A 15,798-nucleotide genomic window follows, 5' to 3' on the forward strand; every position below is an offset into this window, starting at 1 on the left:
TTCGACAAAGGATATAAATCTGTTAGTACTTAAGTAGTACGGAAGACTTTGTTTGCAGGATTTTTCTTTCACCGCGGATTCCTTTACAATAAGGGTATTACAGTTCGCAAGGAAAGAGGATTATTATGAGCCATCCTACACACTACATCGAGACATCTAAATATAAATGCAGGCATGTGTACGCACTAGATCCTACAACGATTCCTGTTCTAACAAACTCTCTTTCTTCAAAACAACTTAAAGAAAGACAACTAGAGTACGGACAGTCACTGTCAACGATACGAGAATTCATGCAGAAGCTGATCAGTTTCTTATCGGGGACGCCGACTTATATCGTAACGACAGATGCAGAGGGGCACGTGCTGGATTCATATGGAGATGATAGCATTCAAAGGATGGTCACTACCCTCGGAATAAGGAACGGAATTCAATTTCATGAGGAAGAAGCAGGAACCAACTCTATCATTCTCGCACTGAAGTATGGAGAACCCATCCAGTTGATCGGTGATGATCATTACCATGATTGTTTCCGGAACGTTGCTTGTTTTTCTGTTCCTTTTACAATAAAAAAGGGTGAAACGGCTGGAACGGTCTCGTTGATGACGAGTAAAGATCATGCGTCCGAATTTCACTTAGGGCTCCTCTCATCAGCCGTTGATTCGATCGAAAGAGAAATCAACACACAGAAACAAAACCAAGAACTTCATATAAATAACCAGGTGCTGATGGATACTACTCCACTTGGTATCGTGATTACAAACAAAGACGGCGTCATCAGCAGCTTTAATAAAAGCGCAGAGATGATTACTGGACGAGAGAAAGCATCGGCAGTAGGGGAAATGATTACGATCTTACCAGATATTTCGCCATGCTTCTTGCATGTGCTTAAAGAGCAGGAACCTGTTGAGAATGTCGAAATCACTTTTTCAGAATATCATAAAACCGTATTGTTCGATATTCTCCCTCTCTTTAATGAGGGCATCTTGATCGGTGCTTTCGGACAGTTCAAAGACGTCACTTCTTATATCGAACTTCAAAACCAAGTCGTTCAATCTGAGAAGCTTTCAGCGATTGGGAAGCTGAGTGCGGGATTCGCTCATGAGATTCGAAACCCTCTGACCTCTATCATCGGACTTACAAAGATCCTTGATGTTGATGTACGACAAGCGAAACATATGGAAATCATTAAATCTGAGCTAGAACGAATCGATGATCTAGTGAATGAGTTTGTTCTATATGGAAAGCCAGGTGGAAGTCAGAAGAAAAATTGTGACCTTGTCACGATTATCAGTGACACCGTTAAGCTAATGAGGTGCACTGCTAAGAAACAAAAAGTAAACCTCTACTTTAAGGATCCAGGTGACCATGTTCCTTTATATATAGATCAATCACAGTTCAAACAAGTATTGATCAATCTCATCAATAACTCCATCGACGCGATGTCTGAAGGCGGAGATATTGAGATCGGTCTCACATTCCATGACTCGGAAGTTGTGATTACGATCAATGATGAAGGAAGTGGCATGTCTCAAGAAGAGATCGAAAACTTCGGTATTCCATTTTATAGTACAAAAGATAAAGGCCTAGGGATCGGTCTTTCGATCTGTTCTGATATCGTAAAATCTCACAACGGGACCATTTCCGTTGGTTCTTCTGATGAGACCGGCACTTCCATTCACATTTCAATCCCATACGATGCAAAAAGAAGACCCAACATCAGTTGAGTCTTCTTTCTCTTTATAGAGCTTTTACTAGTCCGCCATCGACAACGAACGATTGCCCCGTTACATACGTGTTGGCGTCTGATCCAAGAAAGACGAGCATCTTAGCAAATTCATCAGGCTCCCCATAACGCTTGATCGGAATCGACTGTTCTGTTTGTGCTTTTAATTCTTCTACCGCTACTCCTAGTTTGTCAGCACGTATGCCATCAAGCTGCTCCACTCGTTCAGTCGCAATTCTCCCAGGACCGACAGTGTTTACAAGGATGTTATCCTCTGCATATTCCTGTGATAAGCTTTTCGCTAACCCTACGATTCCTGCTCGAAACGTGTTTGAAAGAATCAAGTTATCCAATGACTGTTTGATAGAAGAAGACGCGATGTTCACGATTCGCCCTCCTCCTGCCTTCTGCATGTGTGGGATTGCTGCTCGAGATGTTCTTACGAAACTCAACAGATTCAATTCGAATGCACTCTGCCAGTCCTCATCCGAAAACTGCTCGAACCCACCAGCTGGAGGGCCTCCAGCATTGTTGATCAGAACATCGATCGAACCGTTTTTCTCAACAGCAACGTTCATGAGGTCTGTAATGTCTTCTGCTTTTTTCACATCACACACGTGATAAGAAACATTTTCATTATGAGTCACTGCAATAATGTCTTCACATGCTTTTTGTAGTTCTTCGCTGTTCCGACTCGATATGATGACACGAGCACCTTCTCTCGCAAAAGCTAGTGCAGTTGCTTTTCCAAGCCCCTTACTAGCAGCCGTAACGACAACCGATTTTCCCTTTAATCCTAAATCCATCGAATCAGTCCTTTCTTAAGCAGATATCGTTTCTTCATTCGCTTTGTTTCTACTAATATTCGTGACCATGACTAAAATAAAGACGATCGCTCCAACCGCATCCGTAATCAAACCAGGGTAGATCAAGAGGATGGCTCCGATTCCTGTAATGAGTCTCATCCAGCCAGAAAGTGATGTGAGGAAATACCCTTCTGCTGTAACTGATAATAAAAACACACCGATCAGTGATGTGATTGCGATCAACAAGATGTTCATCACAGTTGCATCGACCATCAACATTTCATGAGAGAAAACAAACATAAACGGAACGATAAACCCTGCAATCGCTAGCTTCATCGCTTGGAAACCAGTCCTGTTCGGATCTCCTCCACTTATACCAGCCCCTGCAAATGCTGCGAGTGCAACAGGAGGGGTGATGTTCGCAAAGATTCCAAAGTAAAACACAAACATATGCGCAACAAAAATTGCTGTTTCTGGTGATCCAGCCAACTCTCTGAAGAGCGGTAGCTGCAATAAGATCGGTGCGGCCATCGTACTTGTGATGATATATGTTGGAATACTAGGTAGACCCATACCTAGTATGATCGATGTCACCATAGCAAGAAGAAGCGTAATAACAAGCTGGATCAATGGACTATTGACCATCGAACCGATACTTACGATACTATTTGCGATTTCAAGCGCAACTCCTGTAAGGGATGCGATCCCAACGACGATTCCGACAGCACCACACGCAATCGCGACAGGAACGGTCGTTTTCGCACCTTCTTCTAACGCCTGAACACTATCTACGATGCCAATCTCTTCAGCTTGCAAATTCAGCATTCGTCTCCACACATTGATGACAAATGGAACCGCAATGATCAACAACAGCTCCCACCAGTCGCCTCGTAAATTCGGGCTAGCACTTCCTGAAAGAAGCGCTGTAATCTGTGGTTGGAAGATCAAGAATAATCCTAGTAACGAAATGACCGGAAGCATCCGCTTTGATGCGGAAATCACGACTGTCGCAATGATCGCCCAAAACGCTGCAAAGAACGGTGTTTTTCCTGAGAAAAGCAAGTAAAGCAAGATGAGCATTGGAATGATTAGATGCCCACGTTCTGCGAGCACTTCCTTAACAGTAGGTAATTCTGTCTTCGGTAACCCTTTTAAGCCGCGTTTTGCTGCGCGGAAATGAACTTGAAGCAGTATTCCGATATAGAAAAGAAGCGCGGGGATGATCCCTGCAAGAATGATCTTTGTATAAGGCACATTCAAGTTTTCCGCCATGATGAATGCTGCCGCTCCCATGATCGGAGGTAAGATTTGCCCACCAACACTCGCTGCAGACTCAACAGCTCCAGCAAAGTTCCGGTGATAGCCGATTTTTTTCATCAATGGAATGGTGAAGGCACCTGTCGTTACGACGTTCGCGATCGCTGAACCATTGATCGAACCTAAGAATCCACTCGCAATAACAGCGACTTTTGCTGGGCCACCCTTTGTGTGACCTGCTACAGCTAGCGCAAGATCATTGAAAAGCTGTCCCATCCCAGATCGGCTCAAAAATGCGCCGAACAGAATAAAGAGAATGATGTAGCTCGCTGATACGCCGATCGCAGTCCCAAGTATTCCTTCTGTTATAAATACAATCTGAGAGATGATTTGCTTCGATACACTGAAGACGACCTGCTCAGTCAACTGTGGATAGATCGATAGCTTTACATAAAACCCGTACACAAGAAACGCGGCACCTAGTAAAGTAAGTCCCCATCCGGTCACCCTTCTCGTAATATCGAATAAAAGAACGATGATCACGATCCCTACGATGAAATCAGTCGTGTTGATCTGTCCTCCGGATTGAATGATTCTTTCCGCGGTAAACAACATGTACACACCAGCAGCCATCGCAAGTCCAAACAATATGTAATCGTAGATCGGCGTACCTTTTCCGGCCTTTTTCTTAAGGAAAGGATACATGAGGAACCCGAGAGCTATCAACGTATATAAATGAATGCTTCGCTGTTGAATATCAACGAGCGACCCTGCATAAGCGGTATAGAGATGAAACAATGCTAAACCAGCTGCTAACACGGTAATCACGACTTTTAGAATTCCATTATCAGTCGACCGGACGTTGCTCTCGCGGTCGTATTCTTCTACATTTTTCTTATTCACGATCATGCACCTCACCTAACATGTAAGTTTTACTAGCAAAGCTCTTAGTAGATTAAGTTTTTTAACAGTTATGTGAAAGGAACTGTTTGCCTTAAGCTTCTCGCTTTGTCCAGCTACTGTTAATCGGTGTTTCGTCTCGTCACCGGTTCGAATAAACAGGCTATCATCGACCGACTGATCGAGTCCTGTCATGTACACCCAGCCATCTTTGATATACGTCTTTTTACCAGCATGACTGGGTACACCAGCTCCGAACGTTTTAAACCGAGTATGAGTCACTATAAGTTCTGATCCTTCGACTTTAAAAAATTCCTCCCATTCTTCCTTCTCAACAGAATGCTCCCACCTCACAGAAAAGGTATCTGCAGTGAGAAACACATCGATCACCTCGTTCTCTTCCTCTACTAACAGCACATCTTTTTGAATAGCGAGTAACAGAACGAGAGCTAAAAGGAAGAACAACGTTAGAAAAAGGGGAGCACCTTGACGATGCCCCCGTTTCGTTCTATTCAAGTATTCCTTGTTCCTCATAGAATGCTTTTGCACCTGGATGGAGCGGTGCGATGAGACCTTTGGCGATTTCATCTCGGTCGAGCTGCTTTAGCGCTCCTACAGCGACTTCATCGGTACCAAGGTAGTCATAGTAACGTTTTGTTAGATCTTTTACTGTCTCTTCATCGAGGTCTTTTGAAACGACAATCATATTTTGAATTCCAACAGTGACAACTTCATTATCAAGGTTATATTTTGCTTCGTCACCAGCCGGAATCGTGTAGTCTTTGTAGAACGGATATTTTTCTTTCAGCGCTTCTGCAGTTTCACCTTTGATCTCAACGAACGTGATATCGTTTTGCTGCATAAGATCCGTGATATTACTGTTAGGAACGCCAGAAGTAAAGAATGCTGCATCTAAATTTCCATTCTTCATTTCTTGAACGCTATCCGCATATCCTGTATGCGTTACTTTCGACATATCGTCATACGTTAGGTTCACTGCTTCAAGTACTTTCTTTGCACTTTGTTCAACGCCTGAACCGACCTTACCAACACCAACTTTTTTCCCTTTCAAATCTTCGACAGATTCGATACCGCTATCTTCTGTCGCTACGATTTGTACGACGTTCTGGTACATGCCTGCTAGTGCTTGTACATCTACTTTATTGCCTTCAAACTGCCCTTTTCCTTCAACAGCGTCATATGCTACATCACTCATTACGATCGCCATCTGGTTCAATCCATCCTGGATGTTCTGAATGTTTGCTACTGAAGCTCCAGTCGATTCCACGGTAATGTTTCCGATCGAATCACTTTGTTCAAAAATTGGCTTGAGCGCTCCACCAATCGGATAATATGTACCAGACGTGCCTCCTGTACCAAATACGAGAGATTGAGATGAACCAGAACTTTCACCATTATCTCCACCTGCTGAATTACTGCCACCGCCACAAGCAGAAATAATCATCGCGAGTGCAAGTAACACAATCCCTAAAACTTTTGTTTTCAACATGTACCCCTCCGCTTCTTATATTCTTCATTTATGGTAACGTTTACATTATTAATTTTGAATATTTAGAACATATTGGACATTTTGGTCTTTTTGGTCATAAACTTTGCGACTAAAAAAGGGAACTCCCAATTTTGGAAGCTCCCTTTAAGTTACTATCACGCTCTCTCTTAACTTTATACCAATGTTAAGGTTTGTTTTACAGTTTCAGCAGAGCGATCAAGTGCCTCTTTTTCGCTAGAATGTAGAGGAAGTTCAATGACACTTTCTATTCCATTTCCGCCAAGTATTGTTGGAACACCAAGATAGATGTTCTCATATCCATACTCACCTTCTAGATAAGCGATAGATGGTAATATTCTTTTCTTGTCTTTTACAATTGCTTCGGCCATTTCCACGAGAGAGGCTGCTGGAGCGTAATAGGCACTTCCTTGTCCAAGCAAGGATACTATTTCTCCTCCTCCTTTTCGTGTTCTTTCTACGATGGCATCTATTTTATCTTCAGCTAGCAGCTTTTCTAAAGGAATACCACCTGCATGAGAATAACGAACCAATGGCACCATACTGTCACCATGTCCACCTAAGACAAATCCTGTAACATCTTCAACCGAGACACCTAGTTCTTGTGCAACAAACGTATTAAATCGTGCCGTATCTAACACACCAGATTGTCCAATCACTCGGTTTTTTGGGAATCCAGTCGTTTTATAACAAACATAAGTCATCGCATCGACTGGGTTACTTAATACTAAAATATAACTTTCAGGTGCATACTGAACGATTTTCTCAGAAACATCCTTCATTATCTTTGAGTTAGTAGCGATTAAGTCATCTCTACTCATACCTGGTTTTCTAGGTATACCTGCAGTTATGATTACCATATCTGCGTCTTTAATATCTTTATATTCTGATGTACCCGTTATAGTAGAATTGAATTTCTGAACAGGACTCGCTTCTAACATATCTAATGCCTTGCCTTTTGTAGGATTGTCCATTGAAGGAATATCTACTAGAACGACATCACCAAGCTCTTTTTGTGCAAGCATTAGTGCTGTTGTTGTTCCTGTGAATCCCGCCCCAATAACTGCAAATTTTTTTCTATTAAAAGTCATTTAATCACCTCCATACAACGAATAGAATCACTATGACGTTTTACTTGTTTCCTTTTTAGGTTCTTGAGTTGCTTTTGAAGTTCTACCAGAAGATTTAGATTTAGCTTTCGTAGCTTGTTCTTCGATATCATCTTCTTTTTCTCGATCCTCTTTTTTGTTTTCATCTGTTTTCTTAAGTATGTTACTTGTTCCTTCATCAGGATGAGGAATCACATAATGAGCAACAAGCTCTCCCACCCGTTGAGCAGCTTCTTTTCCTGCATCTACAGCTGCTTGAACTGCACTAACATCACCTTCTACAAAAACGGTGACTAATGCTGCGTCTATCTTTTCTTGGTTGATCAGCTTAACATCTGCTACTTTAACCATGACATCTGCAGCTTCAATTGAGCCAATCAGACCTCTTGTTTCAATCATGCCTAAAGCTTTAGCCATTCTCTTCACCTCTTTCAACTTCTACAGCATCTACAATGCCAATGATGATAGCGTCTATCGGTATCGGATTGTCTACCTCTATATTGGAGGCCGAACTCCCTCTTGTAACCATGACTTTATCACCTACACCTGCACCAATTCGGTCAACAGCAACTAGGTTTGATTGACTAGAATTCTGTATAGATGAAACTGGCCGAACAACTAAAAACTTCAGCCCAGTAAGTCCCTCTTCTTTTCGCGTCGCCCATAGATTCCCTATCACTTCGCCTAAGATCATTATTCGCCCCCCTGTGACTCTTGTTTTCGAATCAATATACTTCGTTCTCTTGCTGCATCTCGGGCCATAGGAGTAACGATCGTTTCACTGGAAATGATGATTTCTTCATTATCCCAGGATTCTATTATCGATTGTGTTAAAAGTTTTTCATTATATCGTCTCATATCCTCATGAGCAGGTGAGTGATATGGTGAATTCATTGGTTTTATGTCCTCTAGCTTTGTAAAAGAAACGCCATATTTCACTACTTTTTCGTAGTATTGTTTCAGTTGCTCTTTGTAAGATGAATTTACTGTTCCAACATTTCTATCATTAATGAAACGATTCAATAACGTGTCTAATTCAAAGTAGATTTTACTACCTTTCATCATCAACTCTGAAAAAATAAGACTCACATTTGTATCTGTAATCCCTATTGCGCTCTTAACTAAAAGGTCTTGATCAACGTTTAGAAAAACAGCTTCATCTACTGTACTAGGAAGATCATCTGTATCTGGATTCAGGATCTTCGGCTCCCATAGATACTGAAGGATTTCCATTATTTTTGCTTCGGGTTCTTTTGAACAAATCACGAGTAAGGTCGGTTTGGCCTCCCTACTCGTGAATCCCTTTTCCTTTAAGATATCTACAACGATTTTTTCTATAGTAGTTCTATCAATCATTTATCAAGATCCCTTTTTGACCTGATTTGATAGAACCTGCATTTGCTTCATCGGTATCGATATGCATTTCCAATCGATATTTCGACGAGACTCTAATTAATACATTCTCAAACTGTATCGGCCTTTTTCCTTCATCTACACGGACTTTCACATAATTCCCATCCTGTAATCCCATATCTTCTGCATCTTCAGTGCCCATATGAATATGGGACTGGGCGATGATAAGTCCTTCATTCAAATAAATGCTCCCACTTGGTCCTACGAGTGTTATGGGGCAAGAACCTTCAATATTACCAGACTCACGGATAGGTGGGGCTAAACCTAGCTTGACTGCATCAGTCTGACTTACTTCTACCTGAGTAGCTCTTCTTAACGGACCTAATACTCTCACTCTTTCAATACTTCCTGACGGTCCAACAATAGTGATGGTTTCATTCGCTGCGAATTGACCCGGTTGAGATAAGTCTGCTTTCTTGGTCAACTCACTTCCCTTTCCAAACAAAGCGTCCATTGCGTTTTTATCCAAATGGCAGTGTCTCGCTGACACCGCCATAGGAATTTCTGAACTTTGTTTTTTGCGAAGTTGAGTGATCACTTCATCTACAATTTTATCTATGTTCTGTACATCCATACCGCTTTCCTCACTTTCCATTAAAGCGCTTTCTCAGAAAGTAATTGCAAACTAATAAGTTTATTGATTGATTCCTTCAAGTTTTGGTAGAATACCATCTAATTCATTGTGTGGGCGTGGGATTACGTGAACAGAAAGCAATTCTCCTACTCGTTGAGCTGCAGCACTACCTGATTCCGTAGCTGCTTTTACCGCACCAACGTCTCCACTTACTAAGATCGTTACAATTCCTCCACCAACATGTACTTTACCAACCAAATTAACATTTGCAGCCTTTACCATTGCATCTGCCGCCTCTACTGATGCTACTAACCCTTTAGTCTCGATCATTCCTAGTGCGCCATTAATTGCCATTATAAATTCCTCCTAATTTTTATTGGTATTGACTTACAACTCTATTTACAATGGAAGATACTTTTTCTGCATCTACCTCTTGAGTATCAATATTCTTAAGTACTCTCTCAACAATCTTTTCAAGGTCTTCAGATTTTGGGTTCATTGAATCTGTTTCTTTTGACGATCTATTTGAAGATGGTTTTGGGACAGTAACATCTTTTATTCCATATGCTAAACGCTTTGTATTCATCAAGTGACGAGCGGTAATATTATCAGAGGTAATGTTTCCTCCATACGACCCACAACCCAATGTCAAAGAAGGTTTTAGGCCTGTTGTTCCACCAACCGCACCGATACTTGATAATGTATTAACGACCAACCTTGATACTGGCATTTCTTTTCCAAACCTCTTTGCTACACGATCATCTGTTGTATGCAATGAAAGGGTATGCCCTCTACCTCCTAAATTCAGCAATTCTAAACAAATCCGCTTTGCATCATCTTCGTCTTTGGAAGTGTACAGAGGAAAGATAGGAGAAAGCTTCTCTATTGAAAAAGGTACATCTTTTCCAACCTTATCTTCCTCTGCTATAAGGACACTAGTATCCGAAGGAACATCAATACCTGCCATTTTCGCAATCCTTGAAGCAGAACGACCTACAATCTTTGGATTCAATTTTCCTTTGATAGGAGAAATTGTATTTTCTAATTTTTGTTTTTCTTCACTATTCAAAAAGTATGCTCTGTTATTCTTAAGCTCACGGATGGTCATTTCTTTAACATTTTGGTCGACTACGATCGCCTGTTCTGTAGCACAAATCGTGCCATTATCAAACGTTTTACTAGTTACCACCAATTCTGCAGCTCTCTTTACATCGCAAGATTTTTCTAAATAAACCGGAACATTCCCCGGACCAACTCCATAGGCTGGTTTTCCAGAACTATAGGCAGCTTTTACAAGACCACCTCCCCCCGTAGCCAGAATCACGTTAATCCCTTTATGGCTCATTAATTCTGTGGTTGCAGCCATTGAAGGCTTTGAAATCCAACCAATAATTCCCTCTGGAGCCCCTGCTTCAATAGCTGCCTCATAACAAACCTTAAGCGCTTCAACTGTACAGTTGACTGCAGAAGGATGAGGACTTACTACAATTCCATTTCGTGATTTTAACGAGATTAACGTTTTAAAAAAAGCTGTAGATGTGGGATTGGTAGTTGGTATAATCGCTGCTACAACTCCGAATGGATAAGCAAATTCAGTCACTTGATTCACTTTATCTTCATGGATGATTCCGACTGTTTTTTCATCTTTTATCGACTCATATACATCCCTAGAACCAACTTGGTTTTTAATCTCCTTATGTTCTACAACCCCCATATCTGTTTCGGAAACCGCCAATTCTGCAAGTCTATAGGATTGTTGAAATGCAGCATCCGCAACTTTTTTCACAATATGGTCAACTTGTTCTTGCGTAAATTCTTCAAACTTCTTCTGTGCTTCGTTCGCTCGCTTAACTGCATTTCTCATCTCTTGAATCGATTGCAAGTCGTGATCAAAGTTCAATACTGTACTCTCCCTTCTTGGTATATCTAATAGTGCTTAGGTGCATTGGCCACCTCTATTACAGCTTCTCGAAAAGCATCAGCCGCTGCTTGGCAGGACGCTTGAGAACCAGTTACTAGCCCCCCGCCAAAATTAGTCTCAGTTGGGGGACCATAATAGGTTGAAAGCTTAACATCAGACGACTTCAGAGCAGCATCTATTCCATATGTTGATTCCAAAGGTGGAGCAATAAGATAAGCGAGTGATTGTCCTGGCTCAATGTCAGCTTCCTTTGACAAAAACGATCCAGTTCTTGAGATAACATGAGCATATAAAGCATGTGTTTTCTCTTCGTTGAGCGCTTCGAAATGTGCCCCGCTTTCAACCACATGTTCAACAGCTTGTATTCCGCTTTTCACTTCGTCTGGATTGGGACCTGAAAGAATACCAATGAATTCACCTGAAAGCGGACCAGATGCATGGTCTGCACCTGCGTAGAATGATTGAGCGTATACAACCTCCACGTCAGCCCGTTTCGTTGCTTCATCCAAAGCGGTTACACCTATGTCATCCATATCCACTGTAAAAACACCAAGACTCCGATGACGATCTTTGACCTTCAATTTTCTAGCTAAAAGAGGCTCAACATTTGGAATAATTCGTACTGACAAGACCTTCGCAAAAATAGGTACTAATTTAATGAGGTTCACCTACCCTTCCTTCTTCACAAGGGCGACACCACTTGCTTCATATTTCAATACCTTCTCAATCACACTTCCTAGATAAGCGCCCGCTTCAACTGGAGGAATACCACCACTGTGAATATTGGAAATCACCATTCGATCTGATTCAATTGTGTTTAGTCTAGGCTTATAACATAAATAAGCGCTGAGTGATTCTGCACTTATCAATCCCGGTCGTTCCCCTATAAGTAAAATTGCTACTTCTGGCTCTAACGCCTCTCCAACATCGTCCATCACTGCAACTCTGCCTTTTTCAATGAAAAATGGGGTCCCAACATCAAAACCTAGATTATCCAAAGATTGCTGCAGGGAAAGGTAAACGTCCTCAAGATTTTCATCGATTGCTTTCGAACTTAATCCATCAGAAACAATGACCTGAACTTGCGGAGAATGCATACACTTACTTTTAATCGTCTTTTTTGCTTCATCTGATAATCTTCTGCCGTAATCTGGCCGCCTGATATACGTCTCTTTATCCGTTACTTTCGTATTCACTGAAAATAGATCTAGAGCATCTAAGAGATTTTTATCCACCCTTCCATAGACAGCATCAACTGCGGCTGCATGGTCATATCTAAATCGTAACCAAGCATCTGTCTTTGGCCTCACGCCAGCACGTCCTACCCCAATGCGCGCAGGCGTACTGTTCGTCAAATGTTTGAGATCATCATTGTTTTTACTTTTCTTTTCTTTTTGCTTTTTTGTGCTGACAGGAGATGTCTTCACTACTGACTTCGTCCCTTTATCCTCTTCCTTGTTTGTTGAAGGAAAAGAAGAAAAGGTTACTCTTCCTCCAGTTTCTTCATGTGATGGAGGCGAAGATACAATAGACTTTGCTTTCGGATTCGAAGTCGTATGGTCCCAAATATTCACTCGTTCTTCATTGGTTTTTGAACGAGACTCTTCCTGTATCCTCGATAGAACTAGTTTTGTGACTTTCTCTATCATTTTAGTATCCATTTAGACCCTCCTATCTTGTAAAGATCGTAGGGTCACCAGCTAAATGCGTCAGTTCCCCATTTCTTACTATTTCCATCTTCTCAAGCCACTCTTCAAATAATGGAGAAGGGCGTTTGTTAAAGGTTTGACGTAGCGTTGCGACGTCATGGAAACTCATAGACTGATAGTTCAGCATACAGTCATCTCCCATGGGTGTAGCGATAATAAAATTCACACCAGACGTAGTGAGAAGAACACCTAGATCTTCTATATCATTTTGATCCGCTTTCGTATGGTTTGTATAACAAATATCAACGCCCATCGGAATGAGGTGCATCTTACCCATAAAATGATCTTCAAGTCCTGCCCTTATCACCTGTTTGTTGTTATAGAGATACTCAGGACCTATAAAACCGACAACGGTATTTACAATGAACGGATCATAGTAACGCGCAAAACCATAATTTCTTGACTCTAGCGTCATCTGGTCAATTCCATGATGAGCTTCTGCCGACAGCTCAGATCCTTGTCCTGTCTCAAAATACAACCGTTGCGGCCCCGTTCCAGTCCCTTCAACCTTCGCCAGTTCATTTGCTTCTTCTAAAAGCTTCGCATCGATCCCAAAGGACCGATTTGCCGTTTCAGTCCCAGCTATACTCTGGAAAATCATATCAGCAGGGGCTCCCTGTTGAATGGCTTTCATTTGTGCGGTTACATGAGCCAACACACAATTCTGAGTGGGAATTTTCCACTCTTCTATAAAATCATGTGTGGCATGAAGAAGACGTTTCACACTCTCTACTGATTCTTCAACTGGGTTTATTCCGATTACCGCATCTCCAATTCCATATGATAAGCCTTCCTTGAGCGATGCAATCATGCCATCAACATTGTCAGTAGGATGGTTCGGTTGTAAGCGTGAAGAGAGTACACCTTTTTGCCCGATTGTCGTGTTACATTTTGTTTGAACTTCGAGCTTATTCGCAGCATGGATCAGGTCTAAATTAGACATGATTTTGCCAACAGCTGCAATCATTTCGCTGTTCATACCTCGACTAATTCTTTTAAGATCCTCACCTGATGTTTCAGTGGCCAGTATATATTCTCTAAGTTCGGCTACTGACCAGTTTTTGATAGAGTTATAGATTTTTTCATTGACTTCCGATTCTATTATTCTAGATACTTCATCCTCCTCTGGAGAAAGAAGAGGGTGATTTCGAATATCTTGGAGCGTCAATTCACTGAGAATTTCCTTAGCTGCAATACGCTCCTGAACCGTTTCGGCTCCAATACCTGCTAACCGGTCACCTGATTTCTCCTCATTTGCTTTCGCAAGAAGACTTTTTAAGGATGAGAACTGATAGGTATGTCCTAAATAAGTGGTTGCTAAATTCAACATTCTGCCTCCTTCCTATTTCTGAAACGTCAATGTTTTAATCACTACTGGAACGACGCCAGATTCTAGTAATCTTCCTATATCCAAATAGTCACCATGCTCGATATTTATTTGATCGATACATACTGTTGGTTGCTCATCATTTAAGGTGCGTAAGGTTTGGCCAAGAGATTTTGCAAGATCACGCTCTAAAACGATGATTAGGGGTTGCGTTGAAACTTTCTTTTTAACAGCTTTTATGAGTGCATCTGATAACTGCTGCATGTCCTTGAATCCTAATAGAGGTAATTCCGTTAAATATAATGCAAAATTTTGACCTTCCTCTTTAGGATCAAAGATTTGAATGCCTTCTTCTATCAATCGAGGGAGAAGTGATAAATTTGATTGAAAGTCCCCACTAAATGAAATTCTGTACACTGGAAGATTTCTAATGGGTAACGCATCATTATCAACCTGAATTGTTGCACCGCTAATTTCTGTAGTTTGTGTTCCAGCTCCTAGTACCGTTGCTCTGACTGTTTCGTTCGGTTCTAACCACTCCCATGATGAAAGTTCAGAGTGACTTGTTAATGATTTAGCTAGTAAGACGCCAATGTCATCATATATCCCTGTAGTGCTGCATTGATCAGGATGATAGATGCATTCAGAAACGCCTCCTGAGAACATGATGGCATCGACTTTGCCTTCCCAATTCGGTTTATGCCCCAATAGCAATTCATCAGATTCATTCAACTTCTGTTCCAGCATATTCGCGATTGTTTGTGCCATATAATCTGTCAACATTTTAAGCTCTTTTTCAGAATAGCTCTTACTCACTTCTACCTGCAGGTTCAGTTGATCTTCAATCCTTTTTATAGGCGGTGCAATATAGTTAACTACTCCATTCTTGAATTCAATTAACTTGCCACCAATATGAAGCGTACAAGTGCCAAGGAGCTTTCCGTATTTGTATACCGCTACATTCGCTGTTCCACCACCAATGTCGATATTGGCAATCGTTCGATTCGTTTGTTTTGAATAAGCATGTGCCCCTGATCCTTTTCCAGCTATAATACTTTCTAAATCAGGACCAGCAGTTGCGACCAGAAATTCACCAGCATGGTTGGATAGATGATTGATCATCTCTTCAGCATTTGTTTTTGTAGCCGTTTCACCGGTGATGATAACTGCTCCAGTCTGAATATCATCTACAGAAACTCCTGCCTCTTGGTATTGAGATAAGACGATACGTTCTACTTCATCCATGTCAATTTCATTCCCTGACTTTAGAGGAGTTCTGAAAATCGGACTTCTGTAAATGACTTCAGTATCGGTTATTTCGATACGGGGCATATGTGTACTTCCCGCTGTATTCGTTAAAGAGAACTTACTTATTACGAGCTTCGTTGTGCTTGTTCCAATATCGATTCCTGCACTCAGCAGTTCTTCTCTTTTTTTACGGTCCATACGATTCCTCCGTTGCAACAAAAAAAGACACCTCATACATGCTATCCGGATGGGATAGAAGTATAAGGCGTCTTTGCCTGAATTT

General features: G+C 41.4%; 16 protein-coding genes. 1 reads left to right on the forward strand and 15 read right to left on the reverse strand.

All coding sequences use genetic code 11. From position 1 onward, the window contains the following. Window positions 1–125 precede the first annotated feature (125 nt). Entirely contained in the window at window positions 126–1,724 is a 1,599-nt protein-coding gene (locus ACXAEY_RS17600; protein WP_474813846.1) for an ATP-binding protein, read from the forward strand. 13 nt (window positions 1,725–1,737) lie between these two features. Here ACXAEY_RS17600 and ACXAEY_RS17605 read toward each other — a convergent pair whose 3' ends face one another. The 15 genes from ACXAEY_RS17605 to ACXAEY_RS17675 form a co-directional block, all read right to left on the reverse strand. Continuing rightward, on the reverse strand, window positions 1,738–2,529 hold the full coding sequence (locus ACXAEY_RS17605; protein ID WP_270180742.1) for an SDR family oxidoreductase: 792 nt from the start codon (window positions 2,527–2,529) through the stop codon (window positions 1,738–1,740). 15 nt (window positions 2,530–2,544) lie between these two features. Then, window positions 2,545–4,689, reverse strand: coding sequence for a TRAP transporter permease (locus tag ACXAEY_RS17610; protein WP_474813848.1), 2,145 nt, complete (start codon window positions 4,687–4,689; stop codon window positions 2,545–2,547). A 15-nt stretch (window positions 4,690–4,704) separates the two neighbouring features. Then, window positions 4,705–5,220 (reverse strand): DUF1850 domain-containing protein, encoded by a 516-nt coding sequence (locus tag ACXAEY_RS17615; protein WP_474813850.1) that lies wholly within the window; start codon window positions 5,218–5,220, stop codon window positions 4,705–4,707. After that, the gene (locus ACXAEY_RS17620) at window positions 5,195–6,196 is read right to left on the reverse strand and encodes a TAXI family TRAP transporter solute-binding subunit (protein ID WP_474813852.1); all 1,002 of its coding nucleotides are present in this window, start codon (window positions 6,194–6,196) and stop codon (window positions 5,195–5,197) included. The genes ACXAEY_RS17615 and ACXAEY_RS17620 overlap by 26 nt, the downstream gene beginning before the upstream one ends. 173 nt (window positions 6,197–6,369) lie before the next feature. Beyond that, window positions 6,370–7,305 (reverse strand): malate dehydrogenase, encoded by a 936-nt coding sequence (gene mdh, locus ACXAEY_RS17625; RefSeq protein ID WP_474813854.1) that lies wholly within the window; start codon window positions 7,303–7,305, stop codon window positions 6,370–6,372. 30 nt (window positions 7,306–7,335) lie between these two features. Continuing rightward, the gene (locus ACXAEY_RS17630; protein WP_474813856.1) at window positions 7,336–7,740 is read right to left on the reverse strand and encodes a BMC domain-containing protein; all 405 of its coding nucleotides are present in this window, start codon (window positions 7,738–7,740) and stop codon (window positions 7,336–7,338) included. Next, complete coding sequence (locus ACXAEY_RS17635; protein ID WP_474813859.1) at window positions 7,733–8,017, reverse strand: EutN/CcmL family microcompartment protein; 285 nt, start codon at window positions 8,015–8,017, stop codon at window positions 7,733–7,735. Before ACXAEY_RS17635 ends, ACXAEY_RS17630 begins: the two co-directional genes overlap by 8 nt. Then, window positions 8,017–8,679: a hypothetical protein gene (locus ACXAEY_RS17640; RefSeq protein ID WP_474813861.1), complete on the reverse strand. Its 663-nt coding sequence runs from the start codon at window positions 8,677–8,679 to the stop codon at window positions 8,017–8,019. The genes ACXAEY_RS17635 and ACXAEY_RS17640 overlap by 1 nt, the downstream gene beginning before the upstream one ends. Then, window positions 8,672–9,310, reverse strand: coding sequence for a phosphate propanoyltransferase (locus ACXAEY_RS17645; RefSeq protein WP_474813863.1), 639 nt, complete (start codon window positions 9,308–9,310; stop codon window positions 8,672–8,674). Before ACXAEY_RS17645 ends, ACXAEY_RS17640 begins: the two co-directional genes overlap by 8 nt. 60 nt (window positions 9,311–9,370) lie before the next feature. Beyond that, complete coding sequence (locus tag ACXAEY_RS17650; protein WP_224883658.1) at window positions 9,371–9,664, reverse strand: BMC domain-containing protein; 294 nt, start codon at window positions 9,662–9,664, stop codon at window positions 9,371–9,373. A gap of 19 nt (window positions 9,665–9,683) precedes the next feature. Then, on the reverse strand, window positions 9,684–11,210 hold the full coding sequence (locus ACXAEY_RS17655) for an aldehyde dehydrogenase family protein (RefSeq protein WP_474813865.1): 1,527 nt from the start codon (window positions 11,208–11,210) through the stop codon (window positions 9,684–9,686). 26 nt (window positions 11,211–11,236) lie between these two features. After that, complete coding sequence (eutL, locus tag ACXAEY_RS17660) at window positions 11,237–11,890, reverse strand: ethanolamine utilization microcompartment protein EutL (RefSeq protein ID WP_474814879.1); 654 nt, start codon at window positions 11,888–11,890, stop codon at window positions 11,237–11,239. A 9-nt stretch (window positions 11,891–11,899) separates the two neighbouring features. Then, on the reverse strand, window positions 11,900–12,892 hold the full coding sequence (gene eutC, locus ACXAEY_RS17665; protein WP_474813867.1) for an ethanolamine ammonia-lyase subunit EutC: 993 nt from the start codon (window positions 12,890–12,892) through the stop codon (window positions 11,900–11,902). Window positions 12,893–12,902: 10 nt separating this feature from the next. Further along, window positions 12,903–14,267: an ethanolamine ammonia-lyase subunit EutB gene (locus ACXAEY_RS17670; RefSeq protein WP_474813869.1), complete on the reverse strand. Its 1,365-nt coding sequence runs from the start codon at window positions 14,265–14,267 to the stop codon at window positions 12,903–12,905. Between the two features lie 15 nt (window positions 14,268–14,282). Further along, window positions 14,283–15,713, reverse strand: a complete 1,431-nt coding sequence (locus ACXAEY_RS17675) for an ethanolamine ammonia-lyase reactivating factor EutA (RefSeq protein WP_474813871.1) — start codon at window positions 15,711–15,713, stop codon at window positions 14,283–14,285. Window positions 15,714–15,798: the final 85 nt, after the last annotated feature.

It is taken from the genome of Anaerobacillus sp. ABA4_114 (genome assembly GCF_056159065.1).

Coding starts and splice junctions, on each gene's coding strand:
- ACXAEY_RS17640 (WP_474813861.1), bottom strand. CDS start 8,679: ATGATTGATAGAACTACTATAGAAAAAATCGTTGTAGATATCTTAAAG.
- mdh (WP_474813854.1), bottom strand. CDS start 7,305: ATGACTTTTAATAGAAAAAAATTTGCAGTTATTGGGGCGGGATTCACA.
- ACXAEY_RS17675 (WP_474813871.1), bottom strand. CDS start 15,713: ATGGACCGTAAAAAAAGAGAAGAACTGCTGAGTGCAGGAATCGATATT.
- ACXAEY_RS17615 (WP_474813850.1), bottom strand. CDS start 5,220: ATGAGGAACAAGGAATACTTGAATAGAACGAAACGGGGGCATCGTCAA.
- ACXAEY_RS17635 (WP_474813859.1), bottom strand. CDS start 8,017: ATGATCTTAGGCGAAGTGATAGGGAATCTATGGGCGACGCGAAAAGAA.
- ACXAEY_RS17630 (WP_474813856.1), bottom strand. CDS start 7,740: ATGGCTAAAGCTTTAGGCATGATTGAAACAAGAGGTCTGATTGGCTCA.
- ACXAEY_RS17620 (WP_474813852.1), bottom strand. CDS start 6,196: ATGTTGAAAACAAAAGTTTTAGGGATTGTGTTACTTGCACTCGCGATG.
- ACXAEY_RS17645 (WP_474813863.1), bottom strand. CDS start 9,310: ATGGATGTACAGAACATAGATAAAATTGTAGATGAAGTGATCACTCAA.
- eutC (WP_474813867.1), bottom strand. CDS start 12,892: ATGGATACTAAAATGATAGAGAAAGTCACAAAACTAGTTCTATCGAGG.
- ACXAEY_RS17605 (WP_270180742.1), bottom strand. CDS start 2,529: ATGGATTTAGGATTAAAGGGAAAATCGGTTGTCGTTACGGCTGCTAGT.
- ACXAEY_RS17600 (WP_474813846.1), top strand. CDS start 126: ATGAGCCATCCTACACACTACATCGAGACATCTAAATATAAATGCAGG.
- ACXAEY_RS17650 (WP_224883658.1), bottom strand. CDS start 9,664: ATGGCAATTAATGGCGCACTAGGAATGATCGAGACTAAAGGGTTAGTA.